Annotated in this window: 20 protein-coding genes; 15 read left to right on the top strand and 5 right to left on the bottom strand. The window is 37.9% G+C overall.

Annotated features, from left to right (window positions below; translation table 11 throughout):
- Positions 1-9 precede the first annotated feature (9 nt).
- From QF042_RS23760 to QF042_RS23735, 6 genes are all read left to right on the top strand, one after another.
- A complete protein-coding gene (locus QF042_RS23760) occupies positions 10-216 on the top strand; it encodes a DUF2683 family protein (RefSeq protein WP_307532640.1) in 207 nt (68 codons plus the stop codon).
- Positions 198-479 (top strand): Txe/YoeB family addiction module toxin, encoded by a 282-nt coding sequence (locus tag QF042_RS23755; RefSeq protein WP_307532639.1) that lies wholly within the window; start codon positions 198-200, stop codon positions 477-479. The genes QF042_RS23760 and QF042_RS23755 overlap by 19 nt, the downstream gene beginning before the upstream one ends.
- Before the next feature lie 16 nt (positions 480-495).
- Complete coding sequence (locus QF042_RS23750; protein ID WP_307532638.1) at positions 496-1,347, top strand: 4-hydroxy-3-methylbut-2-enyl diphosphate reductase; 852 nt, start codon at positions 496-498, stop codon at positions 1,345-1,347.
- 99 nt (positions 1,348-1,446) lie between these two features.
- Complete coding sequence (locus QF042_RS23745; RefSeq protein WP_307532637.1) at positions 1,447-2,121, top strand: fatty acid desaturase; 675 nt, start codon at positions 1,447-1,449, stop codon at positions 2,119-2,121.
- A gap of 565 nt (positions 2,122-2,686) precedes the next feature.
- Complete coding sequence (gene hemH / locus QF042_RS23740) at positions 2,687-3,697, top strand: ferrochelatase (protein WP_307532636.1); 1,011 nt, start codon at positions 2,687-2,689, stop codon at positions 3,695-3,697.
- Between the two features lie 7 nt (positions 3,698-3,704).
- Positions 3,705-4,211, top strand: coding sequence for a gluconokinase (locus QF042_RS23735; RefSeq protein WP_307532635.1), 507 nt, complete (start codon positions 3,705-3,707; stop codon positions 4,209-4,211).
- Here QF042_RS23735 and QF042_RS23730 read toward each other — a convergent pair.
- Positions 4,189-5,448 (bottom strand): 3-deoxy-D-manno-octulosonic acid transferase, encoded by a 1,260-nt coding sequence (locus tag QF042_RS23730; RefSeq protein ID WP_307532634.1) that lies wholly within the window; start codon positions 5,446-5,448, stop codon positions 4,189-4,191. The two genes, QF042_RS23735 and QF042_RS23730, sit on opposite strands and share 23 nt — an antisense overlap.
- A gap of 125 nt (positions 5,449-5,573) precedes the next feature.
- Here QF042_RS23730 and QF042_RS23725 point away from each other — a divergent pair, with 125 nt between their 5' ends.
- The 6 genes from QF042_RS23725 (at position 5,574) to QF042_RS23700 (ending at position 10,970) form a co-directional block, all read left to right on the top strand.
- Entirely contained in the window at positions 5,574-6,905 is a 1,332-nt protein-coding gene (locus tag QF042_RS23725) for a UDP-glucose/GDP-mannose dehydrogenase family protein (protein ID WP_307532633.1), read from the top strand.
- A gap of 40 nt (positions 6,906-6,945) precedes the next feature.
- A complete protein-coding gene (locus QF042_RS23720) occupies positions 6,946-7,974 on the top strand; it encodes a UDP-glucuronic acid decarboxylase family protein (RefSeq protein ID WP_307532632.1) in 1,029 nt (342 codons plus the stop codon).
- A 1-nt stretch (position 7,975) separates the two neighbouring features.
- The gene (gene galE / locus QF042_RS23715) at positions 7,976-8,998 is read left to right on the top strand and encodes a UDP-glucose 4-epimerase GalE (protein ID WP_307532631.1); all 1,023 of its coding nucleotides are present in this window, start codon (positions 7,976-7,978) and stop codon (positions 8,996-8,998) included.
- Positions 8,999-9,556: a hypothetical protein gene (locus tag QF042_RS23710; RefSeq protein WP_307532630.1), complete on the top strand. Its 558-nt coding sequence runs from the start codon at positions 8,999-9,001 to the stop codon at positions 9,554-9,556.
- A gap of 82 nt (positions 9,557-9,638) precedes the next feature.
- Positions 9,639-10,064, top strand: coding sequence for a hypothetical protein (locus QF042_RS23705; RefSeq protein WP_307532629.1), 426 nt, complete (start codon positions 9,639-9,641; stop codon positions 10,062-10,064).
- A gap of 168 nt (positions 10,065-10,232) precedes the next feature.
- Positions 10,233-10,970, top strand: a complete 738-nt coding sequence (locus QF042_RS23700; RefSeq protein ID WP_307532628.1) for a tyrosine-protein phosphatase — start codon at positions 10,233-10,235, stop codon at positions 10,968-10,970.
- A 507-nt stretch (positions 10,971-11,477) separates the two neighbouring features.
- On the opposite strand, the gene QF042_RS23695 is transcribed toward QF042_RS23700, so the two are convergent.
- Both QF042_RS23695 and QF042_RS23690 read right to left on the bottom strand, forming a co-directional pair.
- Positions 11,478-12,707, bottom strand: coding sequence for an ABC transporter permease (locus QF042_RS23695; protein ID WP_307532627.1), 1,230 nt, complete (start codon positions 12,705-12,707; stop codon positions 11,478-11,480).
- A 163-nt stretch (positions 12,708-12,870) separates the two neighbouring features.
- On the bottom strand, positions 12,871-13,224 hold the full coding sequence (locus QF042_RS23690) for an iron-sulfur cluster assembly accessory protein (RefSeq protein ID WP_116252749.1): 354 nt from the start codon (positions 13,222-13,224) through the stop codon (positions 12,871-12,873).
- Positions 13,225-13,316: 92 nt separating this feature from the next.
- Here QF042_RS23690 and QF042_RS23685 point away from each other — a divergent pair, with 92 nt between their 5' ends.
- The 3 genes from QF042_RS23685 to dnaA all read left to right on the top strand — a co-directional run bounded on the left by QF042_RS23685 (position 13,317) and on the right by dnaA (position 17,511).
- Positions 13,317-13,847, top strand: a complete 531-nt coding sequence (locus QF042_RS23685; protein ID WP_307532626.1) for a hypothetical protein — start codon at positions 13,317-13,319, stop codon at positions 13,845-13,847.
- A gap of 133 nt (positions 13,848-13,980) precedes the next feature.
- The gene (locus QF042_RS23680; RefSeq protein WP_307532625.1) at positions 13,981-15,528 is read left to right on the top strand and encodes a methylmalonyl-CoA mutase; all 1,548 of its coding nucleotides are present in this window, start codon (positions 13,981-13,983) and stop codon (positions 15,526-15,528) included.
- A gap of 552 nt (positions 15,529-16,080) precedes the next feature.
- Positions 16,081-17,511 carry a chromosomal replication initiator protein DnaA gene (gene dnaA, locus QF042_RS23675; protein WP_307532624.1) on the top strand — a complete coding sequence of 477 codons (1,431 nt, stop codon included), beginning with the start codon at positions 16,081-16,083 and terminating at the stop codon, positions 17,509-17,511.
- A gap of 133 nt (positions 17,512-17,644) precedes the next feature.
- On the opposite strand, the gene QF042_RS23670 is transcribed toward dnaA, so the two are convergent.
- Together QF042_RS23670 and QF042_RS23665 are read right to left on the bottom strand one after the other, a co-directional pair.
- Complete coding sequence (locus QF042_RS23670; protein ID WP_307532623.1) at positions 17,645-18,193, bottom strand: NUDIX hydrolase; 549 nt, start codon at positions 18,191-18,193, stop codon at positions 17,645-17,647.
- Between the two features lie 42 nt (positions 18,194-18,235).
- Positions 18,236-18,625 (bottom strand): hypothetical protein, encoded by a 390-nt coding sequence (locus QF042_RS23665; RefSeq protein ID WP_307532622.1) that lies wholly within the window; start codon positions 18,623-18,625, stop codon positions 18,236-18,238.
- Between the last annotated feature and the right edge of the window lie 13 nt (positions 18,626-18,638).

Genomic DNA, 18,638 nt, shown 5'->3' with positions numbered 1-18,638 from the left:
TTTATAAAAATGGAAACACTAATCGTACAGCCTAAAAATAAAAAGCAACTTTTGGCAGTTGAGGCTGTGTTACAAGCATTGAACGTAACTTTTAAAAAAGAAAAAAGCTATAGTTCAGCATTTATTAATGAAATAGCTAAAGGTGAAGAGGATATTAAAAATGGACGTTTAACAAGAGTTAAGGATGTTCAGGATATATGGAAAAGTATTTTGTAGATATTACGGATCAAGCTAAAAAGCAATTAGCCATTATCCTTAAGTCTGGAGATCAGGCATCCATTAAGAAACTCCAACAAATTTTTATAGAATTAAGCATTCATCCTGCATCAGGTGTTGGTAAACCTGAAAAATTAAAATTTGAATTTTCTGGCTATTGGTCAAGACAAATAAATAAAAAAGATAGGTTAGTCTATAGGATCGATGAAGAGATTATTACAGTATTTGTAATTTCGGCAAAGGGACATTACGACGATAAATAACTAATCCTGGAAAAAAATGAGCAATTTAAACTTACAGGTCAACATCGATAAATCATCAGGCTTTTGCTTTGGCGTGGTATATGCTATAGAAATGGCCGAAGATATTCTGAATAACGAAGGTTATTTATACTGTCTTGGCGATATTGTTCATAACGACGAAGAAGTAGAACGTTTAACTAATCGCGGATTAAAAATCATCGATCACGAAGTGTTAAAAAACTTAAGGGATGAAAAGGTTTTGATCAGGGCACATGGTGAAGCGCCCTCAACTTATCAGCTGGCTTTAGAAAATAACCTGACTTTAATAGATGCTTCTTGCCCTGTTGTGCTGAAATTGCAAAACAGGATTAAAAATTCGCATGATGACGATGAGCAAGTACTTATTTTTGGTAAGCATGGCCATGCAGAAGTAATCGGGTTACAAGGACAAACTGATGGTAAAGCAATTGTTTTTCAGGATTTAGCTGAACTAGACAATGTAGAATTACCTGCTAAGTTTACCTTATACAGCCAAACCACCAAAAGCACCGATAAATTCTATCACATTAAAGATGAATTATTGAGCCGTGGTTATGAAGTTAAGGCAAACGATACCATTTGCAGGCAGGTATCTAACCGTTATGAAGAACTGGAAGATTTTGTAAGTCATTATGATAAGATCGTTTTCGTATCGGGTAAGAAATCTTCGAACGGAAAGGTACTTTATGATGTTTGTAAAAAATACAACGATAATTCTTACTTTATTTCTAACGTAGAAGAATTAGATCAAACCTGGTTTAATCAAAATGATAAAGTAGGTATCTGCGGTGCTACTTCTACCCCAATGTGGCTCATGGAGAAAGTTAAGGCTGCTTTAGAACAATATTAGATTTATCAAGAGAGGCGTCACCCTGAATTCAGTTCAGGGTCTTTATAATGGAGAAAGATGCTGAACTAAATTCAGCATGACGAAATAAAATAAAAGCCATTGAAAACTATAAATCCATATACTGGAATCCTGGTTGCGTTAACCGTAATTGCCTGTTGGTTTATTTCCCTTTATTTCTTGTTAACATGGGATTTCGCGTGGAATAATCCTTTGGTTTATCTGATGGTTTTTGTTCAGATGCATTTGTACACCGGTTTGTTTATTACCGCTCACGATGCCATGCATGGAACCATATCGCCGAACAAAAAAGCAAATAATTTTATTGGCTATCTTTCTGTTTTTCTGTATGCAGGTTTCTTTTACAATCGTTTGTATGCAAAACACCACCAGCACCACCGCTATGTACATACCGAAGAAGATCCTGATTTTGCACCACATGGCTTTTGGAAATGGTATTTCCGTTTCATGCTAAATTATGTCACAATTATCCAATTAGTGATTATGGCTATTGCATATAATGTGCTGAAAATCTGGGTTGATGAAAAGAATCTTCTTTTGTTTTGGGTACTCACTTCATTGTTAAGTACTTTTCAGCTGTTTTATTTTGGAACCTATTTGCCACATAAAGGGGAGCATGATAACGAATATCATTCTTCTACCTTGCAGAAAAATCATTTTATTGCCTTTATTACCTGCTATTTTTTTGGTTATCATTTAGAACACCATCAAAAACCAGCTATGCCTTGGTGGCAACTGTTTAAGATGAAGAGGTAGCACCGATCGTGGTATTGATGTTACCACCTGAACACTAATCAAACACTCACTTCTGATTTTAAGGACGTTCGAAACCTGCAGCAACTATGTTTATAAACCTGACTGTACGGAAATCCTTTTTGTGAACTGGATGATCAGGAATGTAATAACATTCACAAAAAGATTGTAGGAAAGGCAGGACTGAACCTTAATAGAATTACTGGATTTGCTTTTCTAATGATGTAACCAATTCTTTTTTGATTATCCATGGTGTTGGATGTTGCCATCCGACACTGACTAATTTCCACTATTGCAATCCAAGTTTTTTACTTGTTCGAACCGTCAGATGGTAACATCTGACAGCACGCTGAATGCGCTGATGTAATTTAAGTCCAATGTTAATAATTGCTGATAATCGTTGCATATAGCAGAAAGTTTCATTGTAAATTCAAAGTTTATTGCCAGATAGCATTTAGAAGTATGAAATAACAATTTTTGACTAAAAAATGTCGGCAATCACATTTTAAGCATAGGGAAAAAACAATAAAAAGGCGATATTTGCGCCACGAAACATATTCTTTATTAAATGAGCAAAAAGGGAATTTTACTGGTAAATTTAGGAACACCCGATAGTCCGGCAACGGCTGATGTAAGAAAATATTTAGATCAATTTCTGATGGATGAACGGGTAATCGATATTCCTAAACTGAACAGAACATTATTGGTTAAAGGTATTATTGTTCCTTTCCGTAGTCCTAAAACTGCTAAGCTATATAAAGAAATCTGGAATGAAAATGGTTCGCCACTATTGTTTTATAGTAGGTTACAGGCTAAAATGCTTCAGGAAAGATTAGGCGACGACTACCATGTAGAGCTAGCCATGCGCTACCAAAGCCCTTCAGTCGAATCAGCATTGGCAAATTTAAAGGCAGGTTTGGTAGAAAGTATACAGGTTATACCAATGTTCCCACAATATGCTTCTGCTAGTACGGGTTCGGTAATGCAACTGGTAATGGAACTGGTGAGCAAGTGGCCAACGGTTCCACCAATCTCGTTTGTTAATTCATTTCACGATAATGAATTGATGATTAAAGTTTTTGCAGAAAATGCTAAAAAGCATAACGTAGAAAGTTATGATCACGTGTTGTTCAGCTTCCATGGATTACCTGAGCGTCAACTGTTAAAGTGCGATCATACCGGAAGTTACTGCTTAAAAAGTACCGATTGCTGCCAGACATTAAATGACACCAATAAGTTCTGCTATTCTGCGCAAGGACACGATACCGCCAGGTTAATAGCCAAAGAATTAAATCTGTCAAAAGATCAATATACTGTTTGTTTCCAATCGCGCTTAGGGAAAGAGCCATGGGTACAACCCTATACTACCGATGTGCTGAAGAAATTGGCTGCCGAAGGCAAAAAACGTCTTTTGGTTTTTAGTCCTGCTTTTGTAGCCGATTGCCTGGAAACACTTTACGAAATCACGGTAGAATATCACGAAGAGTTTAAGGCTCTGGGTGGCGAGCATGTTCAACTGGTAGAAAGTTTAAACGATAGTCCTGTGTTTATCGAAGCTTTAGCAGGAATGGTTAAATAGTTTTACTATGGCAAGTTTTATTATTTTAATGGGCGTTTCGGGAAGTGGTAAAACAGTAATCGGAAAAGCTTTGGCGCCAAGAATAAATGCCGAATTTATAGACGGCGATAACCTGCATTCGCAACGGAATGTAGATAAAATGGCTTCCGGGATTCCCTTAACAGATGCCGATCGTTTAGATTGGCTACAGCTGATTGCTAAAGTGGGTCGAGAGCATGTTGCTCATGGTACCACCTGTATTATTGCTTGTTCTGCACTTAAAAAATCTTACCGAAATTTGCTGAGAACAGATAATACAACAATCCGGTTTGTTTATTTAAAAGGAAGTTTCGATTTAATTCACGATCGTATTGCCAAGCGTTCTCATCAATATATGCCTTCTAGTTTATTGAAAAGCCAGTTTGAAACATTAGAAGAACCACTGGATGATGAACGGGATGTTTTAACGGTCTCAATCGATCAAAGCATTCCTGAGATCGTTAATGAAATTGCTAAGGCTGATCTGATTTCGTAATCATCGAAATAATCTGATCGGTTGCACCTCTTTTATCTGCAACATATCTTTGAGCCTGGTCTGCAGCCTTTTTATTTTCTGCAAAGCTTTCAAAAGCCCTAATCAATTCCTCAACAGAAGAAATACTTTTGGCTGCCCCTATGGCAATTAAATCTTTTGCTTCCTGAAATTTATCGTATTTCGGACCGAAAATTACTGGCAATCCAAACGCTGCAGCTTCTAAAGTGTTGTGTATTCCCGTTCCAAAACCACCACCAATATACGCTACGTTTCCATATTGATATAGAGAAGAAAGCATGCCGATATTATCGATGATGAGCGTTTTGTGTTCGGCGTTTAGCGTTTGATTTGCGGAACTAAAAACTGAAAACCGCACACTGCCAACTGGAAACTGTTTCTCAATACTTTCGATATGACTTTCATGGATTTCATGTGGTGCGATGATAAATTTCCAATTTGGGTATTTTTGAGGCAAAGCCGATAATATTTTTTCATCTTCAGGCCAGGTACTCCCGCAAACTAAAGTAGGAGCGCTGCCAATAAAGCTTTCGATAAGGCTAAGCTGTTTGGGCGATTGTGCATTTTCATAAACACGATCGAAACGGGTATCGCCACTTATGGTTACATGATTTAATCCGATTGATTTTAAAAGGTTTTCACTTTCTTTATTTTGTACGAAAAAGTAAGTGACAGATTTTAAAATATTGCGGTAAAAGCCGCCATACCATTTAAAAAAAGCCTGACTTTCTCTAAAGATTCCGGATATCACATATAAAGGAATATGCTGAGCTTTCAGTTCTTTAAAATAAAAATGCCAAAATTCATATTTGGTAAAAATGGCCATTTCAGGATTAATGCTGGCTATAAAACGTTTGGCATTGGCTGCGGTATCAATGGGGAGATAAAATACATCTGCCATGGCATAATTTTTCCTGATTTCATACCCTGAAGGTGAAAAAAAAGTAACTACGATTTTCTTTGCAGGGTAAAGGGTTTTTATTTTTTCTAAAACGGGCCGGCCTTGTTCAAATTCGCCTAAAGAGGCAAAATGAAACCAAATATGTTTTTCGGCCGGATTAATTTTTTGAGCAATTTGTGTATAGACGTTTTTACGGCCATTTATAAACAGTTTAGCCTTAGGATTAAATAATGAAAATATCCTGACAAGCAAAGTGTAAAGCCGAATTCCGATTATGTAAAGCAAAAGCATTAGTGTAATTTCATATCTTCGTGCCAAGATAAAACGAATATATTTAAAAAGCTTAAAAAATATATGGAACCATCACGATTTGGCCTATCATTCAACGCAATAAATAGACGGGTCATGATCGCTCCAGGAAGCTAAAAAAATAAAATTAACAAATGAAGATAGCCGTTATTGGTACCGGATACGTAGGTTTAGTTACCGGAACCTGTTTAGCCGAAACAGGAAATGATGTAATATGTGTTGACATTAACGAAGCGAAAGTAAAACAGATGCAGGCTGGCGAAGTGCCAATTTATGAGCCTGGTTTAGACCTTTTGTTCCATAGAAATATTGAACAGGAAAGGTTGACTTTTACTACAAACCTTGCCGATGCCATAAAAGATGCACAGATTATTTTTATGGCTTTACCAACGCCTCCTGGTGGTGATGGTGCTGCCGATCTTTCTTATATTCTCGGTGCTGCAAAAGATATTTCCAAACTGATTACCGAATATAAGGTCATCGTAAATAAATCAACTGTTCCGGTTGGAACTGCCGATAAGGTTAAAGCTGTTTTTGCTGAAAATACTTCGATTGAAGTAGATGTAGTTTCGAACCCGGAGTTTTTAAGAGAAGGAGTAGCTGTTGATGACTTTATGAAGCCTGACCGTGTTGTGCTAGGTACAAAAAGCGAAAAGGCGAAAAAGTTAATGACAGAATTATATGGTCCTTACGTACGTCAGGGAAACCCAATTCTTTTTATGGATGAGCGTTCATCTGAACTGACCAAATATGCAGCAAACTCTTTCCTTGCCACCAAAATTACCTTTATGAACGAGGTTGCCAACCTTTGCGAACTGGTAGGTGCTGATGTTGATTCGGTAAGAAGGGGCATAGGTTCTGACGAGCGTATTGGTAAACGTTTCCTTTTTCCTGGCGTAGGCTATGGCGGTTCATGTTTTCCGAAAGACGTTCAGGCTTTGGTAAAATCATCCGATGATTATGCCTACGATTTTCAGATCCTGAAATCGGTAATGGAGGTTAACGAAAGGCAAAAAACAATCCTTGTTGATAAGGTATTGAAATATTATAAAGGTGATATAAAAGGCAAACATTTTGCACTTTGGGGTTTGGCCTTTAAACCGGAAACCGACGATATCCGAGAGGCACCAGCCCTATATATTATTGATGCATTGATTAAAAACGGCGCTACCGTTACCGTTTTCGATCCGGAGGCGATGACCAATGTTAAAAATATTATTGGCGATCAGGTAATCTACGCCAAAAATCAATACGAAGCTTTGGAAGGTGCTGACGCACTGTTGATTGCAACGGAATGGTCGGTTTTCCGTAACCCTGATTTTGATAAAATTGATAACATTTTAAAAAATAAAGTGGTTTTTGATGGTCGAAACTTGTACGATTTGCAAAAAATGATCGATCTTGGCTATTATTATAACAGCATAGGTAGAAAACTATTAACCCCTAGCCCCCTGGAGGGAAATTAAGTACAATGTGCAGTAGTAAGGGGGTTTTTTAAAAAAAAATATGAACGAAAGAAAGGAAAAGTCTCCGTCAGGGGATTTAGGGGGTCAAAAGAGAATATTGATTACAGGTGCAGCCGGGTTTTTAGGCTCACACCTTTGTGATCGTTTTGTGAAAGAGGGCTATCATGTTATCGGAATGGATAACCTGATTACCGGCGACATAGCAAATATCGAACACTTGTTCAAGCTGGAGAATTTTGAGTTTTACAACCATGATGTTTCCAAATTTGTGCATATTCCGGGTAAACTTCATTACATTTTACACTTTGCTTCACCTGCAAGTCCGATCGATTATCTTAAGATTCCGATACAAACACTTAAAGTAGGTTCATTGGGTACGCATAACCTTTTGGGTTTGGCCCGTAATAAAAATGCAAGGATGCTGATTGCATCAACCTCTGAAGTATATGGCGATCCAAGTGTAAACCCTCAACCAGAAGAATATTGGGGTAATGTAAATCCGGTTGGTCCGCGTGGTGTTTACGATGAGGCGAAACGCTTCCAGGAAGCCATTACCATGGCCTATCACACTTTCCATGGTGTAGAAACCAGGATCGTTCGGATTTTTAATACCTACGGACCGAGAATGCGCCTCAATGATGGACGTGTTTTACCTGCTTTTATTGGACAGGCTTTAAGAGGTGAAGATTTAACTATCTTTGGCGACGGAAGTCAGACACGTTCTTTTTGTTATGTTGATGATCTGATAGAAGGGATTTACCGTTTATTGATGAGTGATTATGCTCAACCGGTAAACATTGGTAATCCAGATGAAATCACCATCAAACAGTTCTGTGAAGAAATTATCAAGCTTACAGGTACTACACAGAAAATCGTCTATAAAGAACTTCCTCAGGATGATCCTAAACAGCGCAGACCGGATATAACGAAGGCAAGAGCGATATTGGGATGGGAGCCAAAAGTAGGTCGTGCAGAAGGATTGAAAATTACATACGAATATTTTAAATCATTGCCTGCAGAGGCCTTGGAGAAGATAGATCATAAAGATTTTACCACATTTAACCGTTAAAATGGCAAAAATATTAGTTACTGGTGGAACAGGATACATAGGTTCGCACACAGCAGTAGAGTTACACAACGCAGGATACGAAGTTGTAATCATCGATAACCTTTCTAACTCGAATATCAAAATTTTAACCCAGCTTCATGCCATTACTGGCAAATGGTTCGATTTTCATGAAATCGATCTGCAGGATGACAAAGCTGTTCAGGAATTTGCAGAAAACCATACCGATATTGATGGAATTATTCACTTTGCTGCATCAAAAGCGGTAGGCGAATCAGTAGAACAACCTTTAAAATATTATAAAAACAATTTCTACGGTTTAATTAACCTATTAACCTCATTTAACAGGAAGATTAATTTTGTATTTTCTTCATCTTGCACCGTTTATGGTCAGCCAGAAACTTTGCCGGTAACTGAAGCTGCTCCGGTACAAAAAGCAGAATCGCCATATGGAAATACCAAACAGATTGCTGAGGAAATATTGGCAGAAACTGCTGCGGTAACGCCTGACTTGAATGTTATCGCTTTGCGTTATTTTAATCCGGTTGGGGCCCACGAAACGGCTTTAATTGGCGAATTGCCAAATGGTGTACCTGCAAACCTTGTTCCTTTCATCACCCAATCGGCTATTGGCAAACGCGGTCCGATTACGGTTTATGGAAATGATTACAATACTCCCGATGGTTCTGCTATCCGCGATTATATCCATGTGGTTGATCTGGCAAAAGCACACGTTACCGCCATCAAAAAACTGGAAGAAGGAAATCCTAACGGTAATTATGATGTTTTCAATATCGGTACGGGTAAAGGTTCTTCAGTTTTAGAAATTATTGCAGCTTTCGAAAAAGTTAACGGAGAAAAACTTGATTATAAAATTGGCCCAAGAAGAGCTGGTGATATTGTTCAGATTTATGGCGATGTTACTAAATCCAACCAGGAGTTGGGCTGGAAAGCCAATCTTGATATCAATGAGATGATGCGCTCGGCATGGGAGTGGGAAAAATATATTAAGGCTAACCCTTTTTAAATGAAATTATCTGAGCATAAAGATTTAAAAGCTGCCATCACAGAATTGCCTGTTAAAGAAAAAGACAAGCTATTGCTTCGTTTGGTGGCCAAAGATAAAGTGCTTACAGAACATCTTCATTACAAATTATTAGAAGATGAAACCGATTTAGAAGATCGGAAGGAAAGGATTAAAGCCGATGTAGATGAACAGGTTATGGAACTGAAAAAACTAAACGCTAAAGAAGCTTTGGTAAAAGTTCGGAAGATGATTACATCGGTTAACCATTTCTACAAAGTGACCAAAGATCCGGTTGGTGAGGTTGAACTCAAATTATTTATCCTCAATGCCATCCCTTTTGATTATAAGAAATCAATTTTTGGTTACCGCGATTTTATGATGCTTTTTAGTATTTTTTACTTAAAAACGGTAGCGGTAACTATTAATAAATTCAAAAAATTACACGAGGACCTGCAGTTCGATTTAAGTGAAGACTTAAATAATTTGCTCGATAAAATCTATTCCTCTAAATTAGCTGGTGCAGCAGATGCAAGCAATTTGCCAAAAGAGATAAGTTAGCAGAAATTATAATAGACCATTAGTAACATTTAGAGATGTTAGCACTCATTTGAAAAAGATAGGCGAAACAGACAAATAAATTATGACAACTGATGACATGAATTTATGGCGAGAAAGGTGGCTTGTTTGCATTAACGAATTGACTTCGCTTAACCTTCAAAAGAAATCTTGGCTCGACATGACAAATGCGAATCCTCATTGGTCTTATGTCGAATTTATGTGTAGCTATTTTAACGACTTAGGAATTGACGACAACTATAAACATCCTTTGGACAAAGGTTGGCTGACAGACCAGGAGTTTGGAATAATTAAAGAATGGCACGAAGCATTAGACAAATATGACTCATCGAAAAATGACGACTACGGCCACATAGCAATATTAAACGACTCTAATTGGTTTGATATTTTGCAAATCGGGTTGACAATGAAAGAAAAATTAGTGGCGACACTAAGCGAAAGGGAAACGGAAATTTTGACTGAAGAAATTAACTATTTGAAGTTTGTTTAGAGATGACAAAAACGAATGTTAACACATGGATTCTTTTGTACCATTCGGGCTGAAGTGCAACGTTCAACATTTCTGCTTTCTTTGAACTTTTGTTCCAAATTCAAATTTTGTACATTTAATGCCTGAACGGCGCAAATCCCTGGCACATGAAAGCTATGATCTACCATTATGTTCGGAATATTTAAAAAGAAAAAAATAGCACCCGAATTTAATTTCTCTGGTATCGGAACAGATATGCATTCGCACATTATTCCGGGGATTGATGATGGTGCCCAGACCCTGAAAGATTCTTTGCTCCTGGCCAAAAAATTTAAAGCTTTAGGTTATAAGAAGCTTATTGCCACTCCGCATATTATGGCTGATTATTTCCGCAATACGCCAGATACCATTAACCGTGGATTAGATACGTTAAGAAAAGGCTTACAGGAAATAGAACTCGATTTGGAAGTTGATGCTGCTGCCGAATATTACCTGGATGAAACGCTGGAAAAAAAGATCAAACAAAAAGAGGTGTTAACTTTTGGGAATAATTATCTTCTGTTTGAATTATCCTATATAAATGCCCCTCAAAACCTGATCGATTTAATAAAGATGATGCAGGATGCCGGATATAAGCCTGTTTTGGCCCATCCTGAACGGTATCCTTATTACTACAATTCTTTTGAAAGCTATCATCAGATTAGAGCAACCGGCTGCCTGTTGCAAATGAACGGTATTGCTTTAACAGGTTATTATGGTGCTGGTGCAAAGAAAGTAGCAGGAGAAATGGTAGAAAACCATATGGTCGATTTTGTAGGCAGCGATATGCACCATTTAAAACATGCTGCAGCGCTCGAAGACAGCCTGAGTACGCCATTAATGCAACAATTACTTACTCAAACTCAATTGAATAATGCATTGCTTTAGCGCCGATTTGTAATATGAATTTTTGAGATTATGAGCGGTTTTTTTGCAGGTAAAGCATCCAGTCAAAAATAGCAACGCTTACCAAGCCACCTAGACCTGATTGGAGTGAACACGAAGCCGCAGGCAAAGTAAAACGGAAAGCGGGAGGAAACCCATATAGTTGCAGAAAACTGCTCTCCTAATTATTCTATAATCTTTATCCGAAAATGAACATTTCAGTACTGCTTCGGAAACAGCAGTCCCGTTATCCGCTTTAGCTCCGACGAAAAAATCGGAGGCTGCCGCTGCTACCGGGTTTATAAACAAAGGGTTGTCTAGGTAAGCACCCAGCCAGAAATAGCACTACCTAACGAGGAACCTAGACCTGATTAGAGTGAACAAGAAGCCGCAGGCAAAGTAAAACGGAAAGCAGGAACAAGCCTTAATAGTTGTATATAATTACGCTCCAAGCAATACCAAGATCAAAATTCAAATAACTTGTACCAAATTCTTCTTTTGGAGGCCGGCCTATTCGTATCTCAATGCCTCTACAGGATCTAGCTTTGATGCTTTTTTAGCAGGATAATATCCCGATAAAATTCCTACCAATACACATAATATAAAGCCGCCAATAATAAATAGCCAGGGGATTAAGAATGCACCACCCATTGCGAGAGAGATCAGGTTTCCTAAAACTATTCCCAGAAAAATGCCCAATGCACCGCCCATTAAACAGATTACTACAGCTTCAATTAAAAACTGGCGACGAATTACCTTCGGGTTTGCGCCAATCGCTTTACGGATACCAATTTCACGTGTACGTTCGGTAACTGAAACCAGCATAATATTCATTAAGCCGATTGAGGCCCCAATGAGGGTAATAATGCCAATGGCAACACCACCAATAGCCACAAAGGCCAAATTTTCGAATAATGTTTGCGCAATGGCATCACTCTTGGTAATCTCAAAATTATTGGTTTCATTCACTTTTACCTTGCGGATATTTCTGAATAGTGCAGTAGATTCGCCAATAATGTTTTCCTGCATCTCATTGCTGGGTACCATTACCGTTATGGTGTAAGAAGGGTTGGCATTGGCGTTAATCTGTTTGGCTTTTAGTAAAGGCACATATACGGCCCTATCGCCACTAAAGCCCATACTCGATCCTTTTTTCTCTAATATGCCAATAATTTTAAAACGGTTATTGCCTACATTGATCAGCTTATCTAATGGATCTGAATCTTTGAACAATTTTTCAACCACTTCGCCACCAACAATACAAACGTTGCTTCCGAGTTGTATTTCAGAAACACTAAAATTTCTTCCCTGTGATAAATTTAGACCTTGAGAGGCTAAACCATTTTCATCTATACCTTGAACGTTGATGTTCGGATTTGTTTTTAAACTGCCGTATTTTATGGTAGAACCACCGCTGGCAAACACACTTACGGCAACAGTTGCAGGGGTATTCAGGCTATCTTTAAATTTAACGGCATCTTCATAGCGGATGGCTTTAAAAGGTTTTGGCCGTTTGCCGTTTCCAATTCTAATTCCTGTACCGCGGTTTCTGATGGTAAAAGAGTTGGCCCCCATGCTACTAAAAGCATCAGTCATACTTTTCTTTACAGCATCCAGAGTGGTTAAAATCCCAACCAAAGCCATTAAACCAATGGCAATAATTAAGGCAGTAAGCATAGTACGCAAGCGGTTCGCTTTAATAGATTCTAATGCCAGTCTGATGTTTTCTCTGTAATTCATTTATTGTAAGTATCAAGTATCGGATCAAGTATTGAGTATCAAGTATTAAGATGGGTTAACCTTATACCCTATACCTTTTGCCTTCAACCTTTATGGGTAAAAATAAAAAAAGTCCCGATGTTTAGACAAGGGGACTGCACTATATGTTACAATAATATTTTATTTATGCCGAGAAACTCGTGCCACAGCCACAAGTGCTGGTTGCATTAGGGTTAACGAAGGTAAAGCCACGTGAATTTAATCCATCCTGCCAGTCGATCATCATGCCCATTAAATACATCTGGTGTGCTTTATTCATGAAAACCTTAATGCCATCAATAAAATACTCTTGATCGCCTTCTTTTCTTTGATCAAAACCTAAAATGTAATTCATGCCAGCACAGCCTCCACCCTCTACGCCAACACGTAATCCGTAATCTTCACTAATCTCCTGCTGATCCTTTAATTTATATAACTCTTTAGCTGCTCCTTCTGAAAAAGTAACTGGTGCAAATGCTGTATCAACTGTTGTGCTCATGTTATTTAAATTTTATCTGTTACAAATATAAATAATAATGCACATTTTTGCTTTTAACGGGCTGTTAATATTACCGTAATTAAACAATACTTATGAATACCCAACAAATTTTAGTTGATATAGTGATCTTATTTGCAGGCATTTTCGCTGCGCTAATAGCCGTTTATTATATTTTAAAGAACGATATCCAACGTTTCTTTAACTTAAAAACCCTCGAACTGAACAAAGAAAGCCGGGCACATATTTTACCCTTACGCTTACAGGCACACGAACGTTTAATTATATTTATCGATCGTATTAACCCGGCAAATTTGCTTGTTCGCCTGCACCAGCAGGGAATTGCCATTGCTACTTTGCAAGCTGGTATCTTAAATGAAATCCGCTCGGAATACCAACACAATGTTACCCAGCAATTGTATGTAGATTGTGTAACCTGGGGTGTAGTGCGAAAATTAAAAGACGATACCATTGCCATGATTAATAATGCAGTACAAGGTTTACCTGCCGATGCAAATGGAATTGAACTGAGTAAAGCAATTTTACAGCACATGGCCAGTATAGATGAAAATCCATATGACTTAACGATCGAGCTGATCAAAAAAGATATTCATAGGCTGTTTTAAGAGGGTTAACTGGTTAATTGTTTAAATCGGTTAATTAAAATCCGATCCCTAGCTAATTTTATAGTTAACCTCAATGCACAAGTTAACCAATTAACCAGTTTCAACAGTTAACCAAAGAATAAACTAACCAATTATGAGTGAAAAAAAGCACACTACCACCTCAGGTATTGAAATAAAGGCGCTGTACACCAAAGCGAAGCCAATGGAAGAGTTGCCGGGCGAATTTCCCTTTACCAGGGGAATCCAGAAGGATATGTACCGGGGGCGCCTATGGACGATGCGGCAGTATGCTGGTTTTTCAACCGCTGAAGAATCGAACAAGCGTTATCATTATTTATTGGCGCAAGGAACAACGGGGCTCTCTGTTGCTTTTGATCTTCCAACACAAATTGGTTACGACTCTGATCATGAAATGGCCGATGGAGAGGTGGGTAAGGTGGGCGTGGCTATCGACTCGTTAAAGGATATTGAAATTTTATTTGATGGTATTGAGCTAAAAGACATCACTACCTCGATGACGATCAATGCAACGGCTTCTATTTTATTGGCTATGTATATTGCGCTGGCCAAAAAACAAGGTGCAGATTTAAAGCAAATTTCGGGCACGATACAGAATGATATCTTAAAAGAATATGCTGCAAGAGGAACATATATCTATCCGCCAAAGCAATCAATGCGTTTGATTACCGATATTTTTGAGTTCTGTAGCAAAGAAGTGCCGAAGTGGAATACCATTTCCATATCGGGGTACCACATTCGCGAGGCTGGATCTACCGCGGTGCAAGAACTTGCTTTTACATTGGCTAACGGTAAAACCTATCTGAAAGCTGCTTTAGATAAGGGTTTAGATATTAACGTGTTTGCAAAACGCTTATCGTTCTTCTTTAATTGTCACAATAATTTCTTTGAGGAGATCGCAAAATTTAGAGCAGCGAGGCGCATGTGGGCCAAGATTACCAAAGATTTGGGTGCTACAGACGAAAAAGCGCAGATGTTAAGATTTCATACCCAAACCGGAGGCTCAACCTTAACGGCGCAACAGCCATTAAACAATATAATCAGGGTAAGCAATCAGGCTATGGCTGCTGTTTTAGGCGGAACTCAGTCTTTACATACTAACGGCTATGATGAAGCACTTTCACTTCCAACAGAATCGGCAGCAAAAATTGCTTTACGTACCCAGCAGATTATTGCCTTCGAGAGCGGCGTTACCGATACCGTAGACCCATTGGCGGGATCGTTCTTTGTAGAAAGCTTAACTGATGAAGTAGAGGTTGCTGCCTGGGCTTATATCGATCGGATAGACGCTATGGGTGGCTCGGTTAATGCCATCGAAAGCGAATATATGCAAAATGAGATTGCGGGTGCATCTTATCAGTATCAAAAAGAAATCGAAAATGGCGAAAGGATCTCGGTAGGGGTTAATAAGTTTACCCAGAAGGAAGAAGGCCTGACTGAAGTTTTTAATATTGATGATTCTATCCGTAAACTGCAATCTGAAAAGCTGGAACAGTTAAAAGCAACCCGCGATAACGATGCCGTAGAAAAAGCATTGCGAAGGTTGCATGAAGCTGCTAAGGGCGAAAACAATTTAATGCCATTGATTATAGATGCGGTTGAAAAATATGCTACACTTGGCGAAATTGCAGATGTATTTAGAAGTACTTTTGGTATTTATTAAATAAACTTAAATGTCTTGATTTTTGTGCTTCACTCCAGTTTAAAATTAAAGATATTCAGCTTTTGATGAAGTGATCATAATGAACAAATCTCTTGTTCATTAATGTTAAAAATATGGGTTGAACTGTCGTAAAATTCATACAAAAACAAAGCGTAATGAAATAATCTAAAATCAGTTTAAACGATCGGCTTAAATTAATATTAATTTATTTATCTTATAGCTTTGATTTTCAGTTTATTCGAATTTAAAAAAGACTAAAACGCTTAACTAGTTTCTAAAATGGCTTAGATTTTGCTTTTTCAACAGCTATTCGAAGTGATGGGGGTATATTGATGTTAAATAATGGTTAATGTGGATAACCAGTGTTAATAAATAGTTATCAACATAAAAAATTGAGGTTAAGCGGGCTACTATATTCCTTATCAGTGCGTTACGATTTATTTGAAATTTTTGTTTAAAATGTTGATAATTTTCTCAATATTCGTAGTCCCTAAACGGACCATCCCTTTAATTCGAATAGGCACTGTAAACCAATAAATTATAGAAATCGCAATGGAAAAAACTTGTACAGAAGTATGGAAGAACTGTCTTCAAATTATTAAGGATAACATTCCGAGTCAAAGTTTCAAAACTTGGTTCGAGCCAATAACAGCCCTTAAATTGGAAGGTAAGGTTTTAACTATACAGGTGCCAAGTTTGTTCTTTTACGAATGGCTTGAAGAACATTACGTAGGCTTGCTACGCAAGACTGTAAAAAAACAACTTGGAGAGGATGGCAGGTTGGAATATAACATCGTTGTAGATAAATCATCAAACAGCGGTAATCCTTATACTACCAATATGCCCTCAAATGGAAATGGAGCGGAGGCAAAGGTACAATCGATGCCGATTCCGGTTTCCATTAATAAGGATATTAAAAACCCATTTATTATCCCTGGATTAAAAAAATTAAATGTTGATCCACAATTAAACTCTAACTATACTTTCGAAAATTATATTGAGGGAGATTGCAACCGTTTGGCGCGTTCTGCAGGTTACGCTGTAGCTGCTAAACCAGGTGGTACATCTTTTAACCCTTTGATGATTTACGGTGGAGTAGGTTTGGGTAAAACGCATTTGGCACAGGCAATCGGTAACGAGATTAAACGCAGCATGCCAGATAAATTGGTAATCTATGTGAGCTGTGAGAAATTCTGCCAGCAGTTTGTAGATTCACTAAAAAACAATACCATTAACGATTTCGTTAACTTTTATCAGGCAATGGATGTGATCATTATGGATGATGTGCACAACTTTGCAGGTAAAGAAAAAACACAGGATATTTTCTTCCATATCTTTAATCACCTACACCAATCGGGCAAACAGGTAATCTTAACATCTGATAAAGCACCGAAAGATTTAGCTGGTTTGGAAGAGCGTTTGTTAAGCCGTTTTAAATGGGGTTTATCTGCAGATCTGCAGATCCCTGATCTGGAAACACGTATTGCTATTTTAAGAAAGAAAATGTATGCTGATGGTATTGAGTTACCAGGCGAGGTGGTAGAATATGTTGCACACAACATTGATAACAATGTGCGTGAATTAGAGGGTGCTATGGTATCTCTTTTGGCACAGGCTACTTTGAATAAAAAAGAAATCGATTTAGCTCTTGCTAAGCAAATGTTGAAGAACTTCATTAAAAATACTTCTAAAGAAATTTCAATGGAATACATCCAGAAATTGGTTTGCGAATATTTCGAGGTTCCTATTGACATGGTTAAATCGCAAACACGTAAACGCGAAATTGTTCAGGCACGTCAGATATCGATGTACCTTTCTAAAAGTCATACTAAATCATCATTGAAAACCATTGGTGCTTTCTTCGGTGGCCGCGATCACAGTACCGTAATTTATGCCTGCCAAACGGTAGAAGATTTAATCGATACCGATAAAAAGTTTAAAGCTTACGTACACGATATCCAAAAGAAATTAAAAATGAGCTAAACTAAGTTCAGGAACTGAAAGGTAGAAGGGTTTAAATAAAATCTTTCGTTCATGTTCTAAAGTTTATGCATTAATAATAAAGGCCAGGTATTTTATCTGGCCTTTATTGTATCTGTTTTGCTGGTAAAATAAATTAAAGTTTTTCCACTTCAGCCAAGCCATATAATAAGGCTGCAACATGTAATGCCTGAGCTATTTTATTGTCTTTTATCAGTTGCTTTACTTCCTCAACAGTATATTCTTCAACATTTAATATTTCATGCTCATCTAAATGCTGTTCATGCGTTTTAATCCCACCTGTTAAGAAATAGGTAAAGGTTCTGTTATTTGAAGTTGCAGGATTAGGATAAAGCTCGGCAATAAGTTTGCAGGTTTTAAAACTATAACCGGTTTCTTCTAAAAGTTCGCGTTTAACAGCGAACTCCGGTGCTTCATCGCCATCAATCACACCGCCCGGAACTTCAAGCGAGACAATATCAGCTGCATGGCGGTACTGGCGAACCATAATTATTTTTCCTGCTTCTGTAAGCGCAATCGCATTCACCCAGTTCGGATACTCTAAAACATAATAATCGTCTTTTATAATACCATCGGGAAGCTTAACCTCGTCTACCCTCAAGGTAGCCCACTTTTCTCTTACTAAATATTTAGAGGCAATTTTCTGCCACTTTTCTATAATCATTTATTTACGTTGTTTATTTGTTTAGCGCCATGCGCTTAGCGCTTAGCGAAGGTATTGCTGTATCGTTTTCTGACGGTGCAGGTTTACCAAATGTACAATCTTGTGCCGATCTGACAGGTATTGATAGACTAGATTCAGCTTTGGCGCAATCATTTGGTTTCTATCTTCACTTATACCCAACTCGTAATATAAAAATTCGCTGAGCGAGTCGAGTTTTTCGGGAGGGAGATTGCCTTCGGCTAACCAGTTTTCAAAAACGGAAAGATCTTCATTTTCAAGAATTTCTTTCGGCAATTGAAAGCCACCTTCCATGGTTTCGTCAAAAAGTTGATCGGCCTCAGCCAGTTTACCCTCTAACTTTAGTCCCATAATACGGGCCAAAACCTGTGCGAGTTTCTGTATTTCAGCTGTGATTAAATCTCTTCTGTACATTATTGTTGTAATG

It is taken from the genome of Pedobacter sp. W3I1 (assembly GCF_030816015.1).
Lineage (GTDB): Bacteria > Bacteroidota > Bacteroidia > Sphingobacteriales > Sphingobacteriaceae > Pedobacter.
This window is presented reverse-complemented; position numbering and strand designations above follow the sequence as displayed.

Excerpts from the sequence above, each read along its gene's own strand:
- QF042_RS23760 (WP_307532640.1), top strand. The coding sequence starts at position 10 with ATGGAAACACTAATCGTACAGCCTAAAAATAAAAAGCAACTTTTGGCA.
- QF042_RS23755 (WP_307532639.1), top strand. The coding sequence starts at position 198 with ATGGAAAAGTATTTTGTAGATATTACGGATCAAGCTAAAAAGCAATTA.
- QF042_RS23750 (WP_307532638.1), top strand. The coding sequence starts at position 496 with ATGAGCAATTTAAACTTACAGGTCAACATCGATAAATCATCAGGCTTT.
- hemH (WP_307532636.1), top strand. The coding sequence starts at position 2,687 with ATGAGCAAAAAGGGAATTTTACTGGTAAATTTAGGAACACCCGATAGT.
- QF042_RS23735 (WP_307532635.1), top strand. The coding sequence starts at position 3,705 with ATGGCAAGTTTTATTATTTTAATGGGCGTTTCGGGAAGTGGTAAAACA.
- QF042_RS23725 (WP_307532633.1), top strand. The coding sequence starts at position 5,574 with ATGAAGATAGCCGTTATTGGTACCGGATACGTAGGTTTAGTTACCGGA.
- QF042_RS23720 (WP_307532632.1), top strand. The coding sequence starts at position 6,946 with ATGAACGAAAGAAAGGAAAAGTCTCCGTCAGGGGATTTAGGGGGTCAA.
- galE (WP_307532631.1), top strand. The coding sequence starts at position 7,976 with ATGGCAAAAATATTAGTTACTGGTGGAACAGGATACATAGGTTCGCAC.
- QF042_RS23710 (WP_307532630.1), top strand. The coding sequence starts at position 8,999 with ATGAAATTATCTGAGCATAAAGATTTAAAAGCTGCCATCACAGAATTG.
- QF042_RS23705 (WP_307532629.1), top strand. The coding sequence starts at position 9,639 with ATGACAACTGATGACATGAATTTATGGCGAGAAAGGTGGCTTGTTTGC.
- QF042_RS23700 (WP_307532628.1), top strand. The coding sequence starts at position 10,233 with ATGTTCGGAATATTTAAAAAGAAAAAAATAGCACCCGAATTTAATTTC.
- QF042_RS23695 (WP_307532627.1), bottom strand. The coding sequence starts at position 12,707 with ATGAATTACAGAGAAAACATCAGACTGGCATTAGAATCTATTAAAGCG.
- QF042_RS23690 (WP_116252749.1), bottom strand. The coding sequence starts at position 13,224 with ATGAGCACAACAGTTGATACAGCATTTGCACCAGTTACTTTTTCAGAA.
- QF042_RS23685 (WP_307532626.1), top strand. The coding sequence starts at position 13,317 with ATGAATACCCAACAAATTTTAGTTGATATAGTGATCTTATTTGCAGGC.
- QF042_RS23680 (WP_307532625.1), top strand. The coding sequence starts at position 13,981 with ATGAGTGAAAAAAAGCACACTACCACCTCAGGTATTGAAATAAAGGCG.
- dnaA (WP_307532624.1), top strand. The coding sequence starts at position 16,081 with ATGGAAAAAACTTGTACAGAAGTATGGAAGAACTGTCTTCAAATTATT.
- QF042_RS23670 (WP_307532623.1), bottom strand. The coding sequence starts at position 18,193 with ATGATTATAGAAAAGTGGCAGAAAATTGCCTCTAAATATTTAGTAAGA.
- QF042_RS23665 (WP_307532622.1), bottom strand. The coding sequence starts at position 18,625 with ATGTACAGAAGAGATTTAATCACAGCTGAAATACAGAAACTCGCACAG.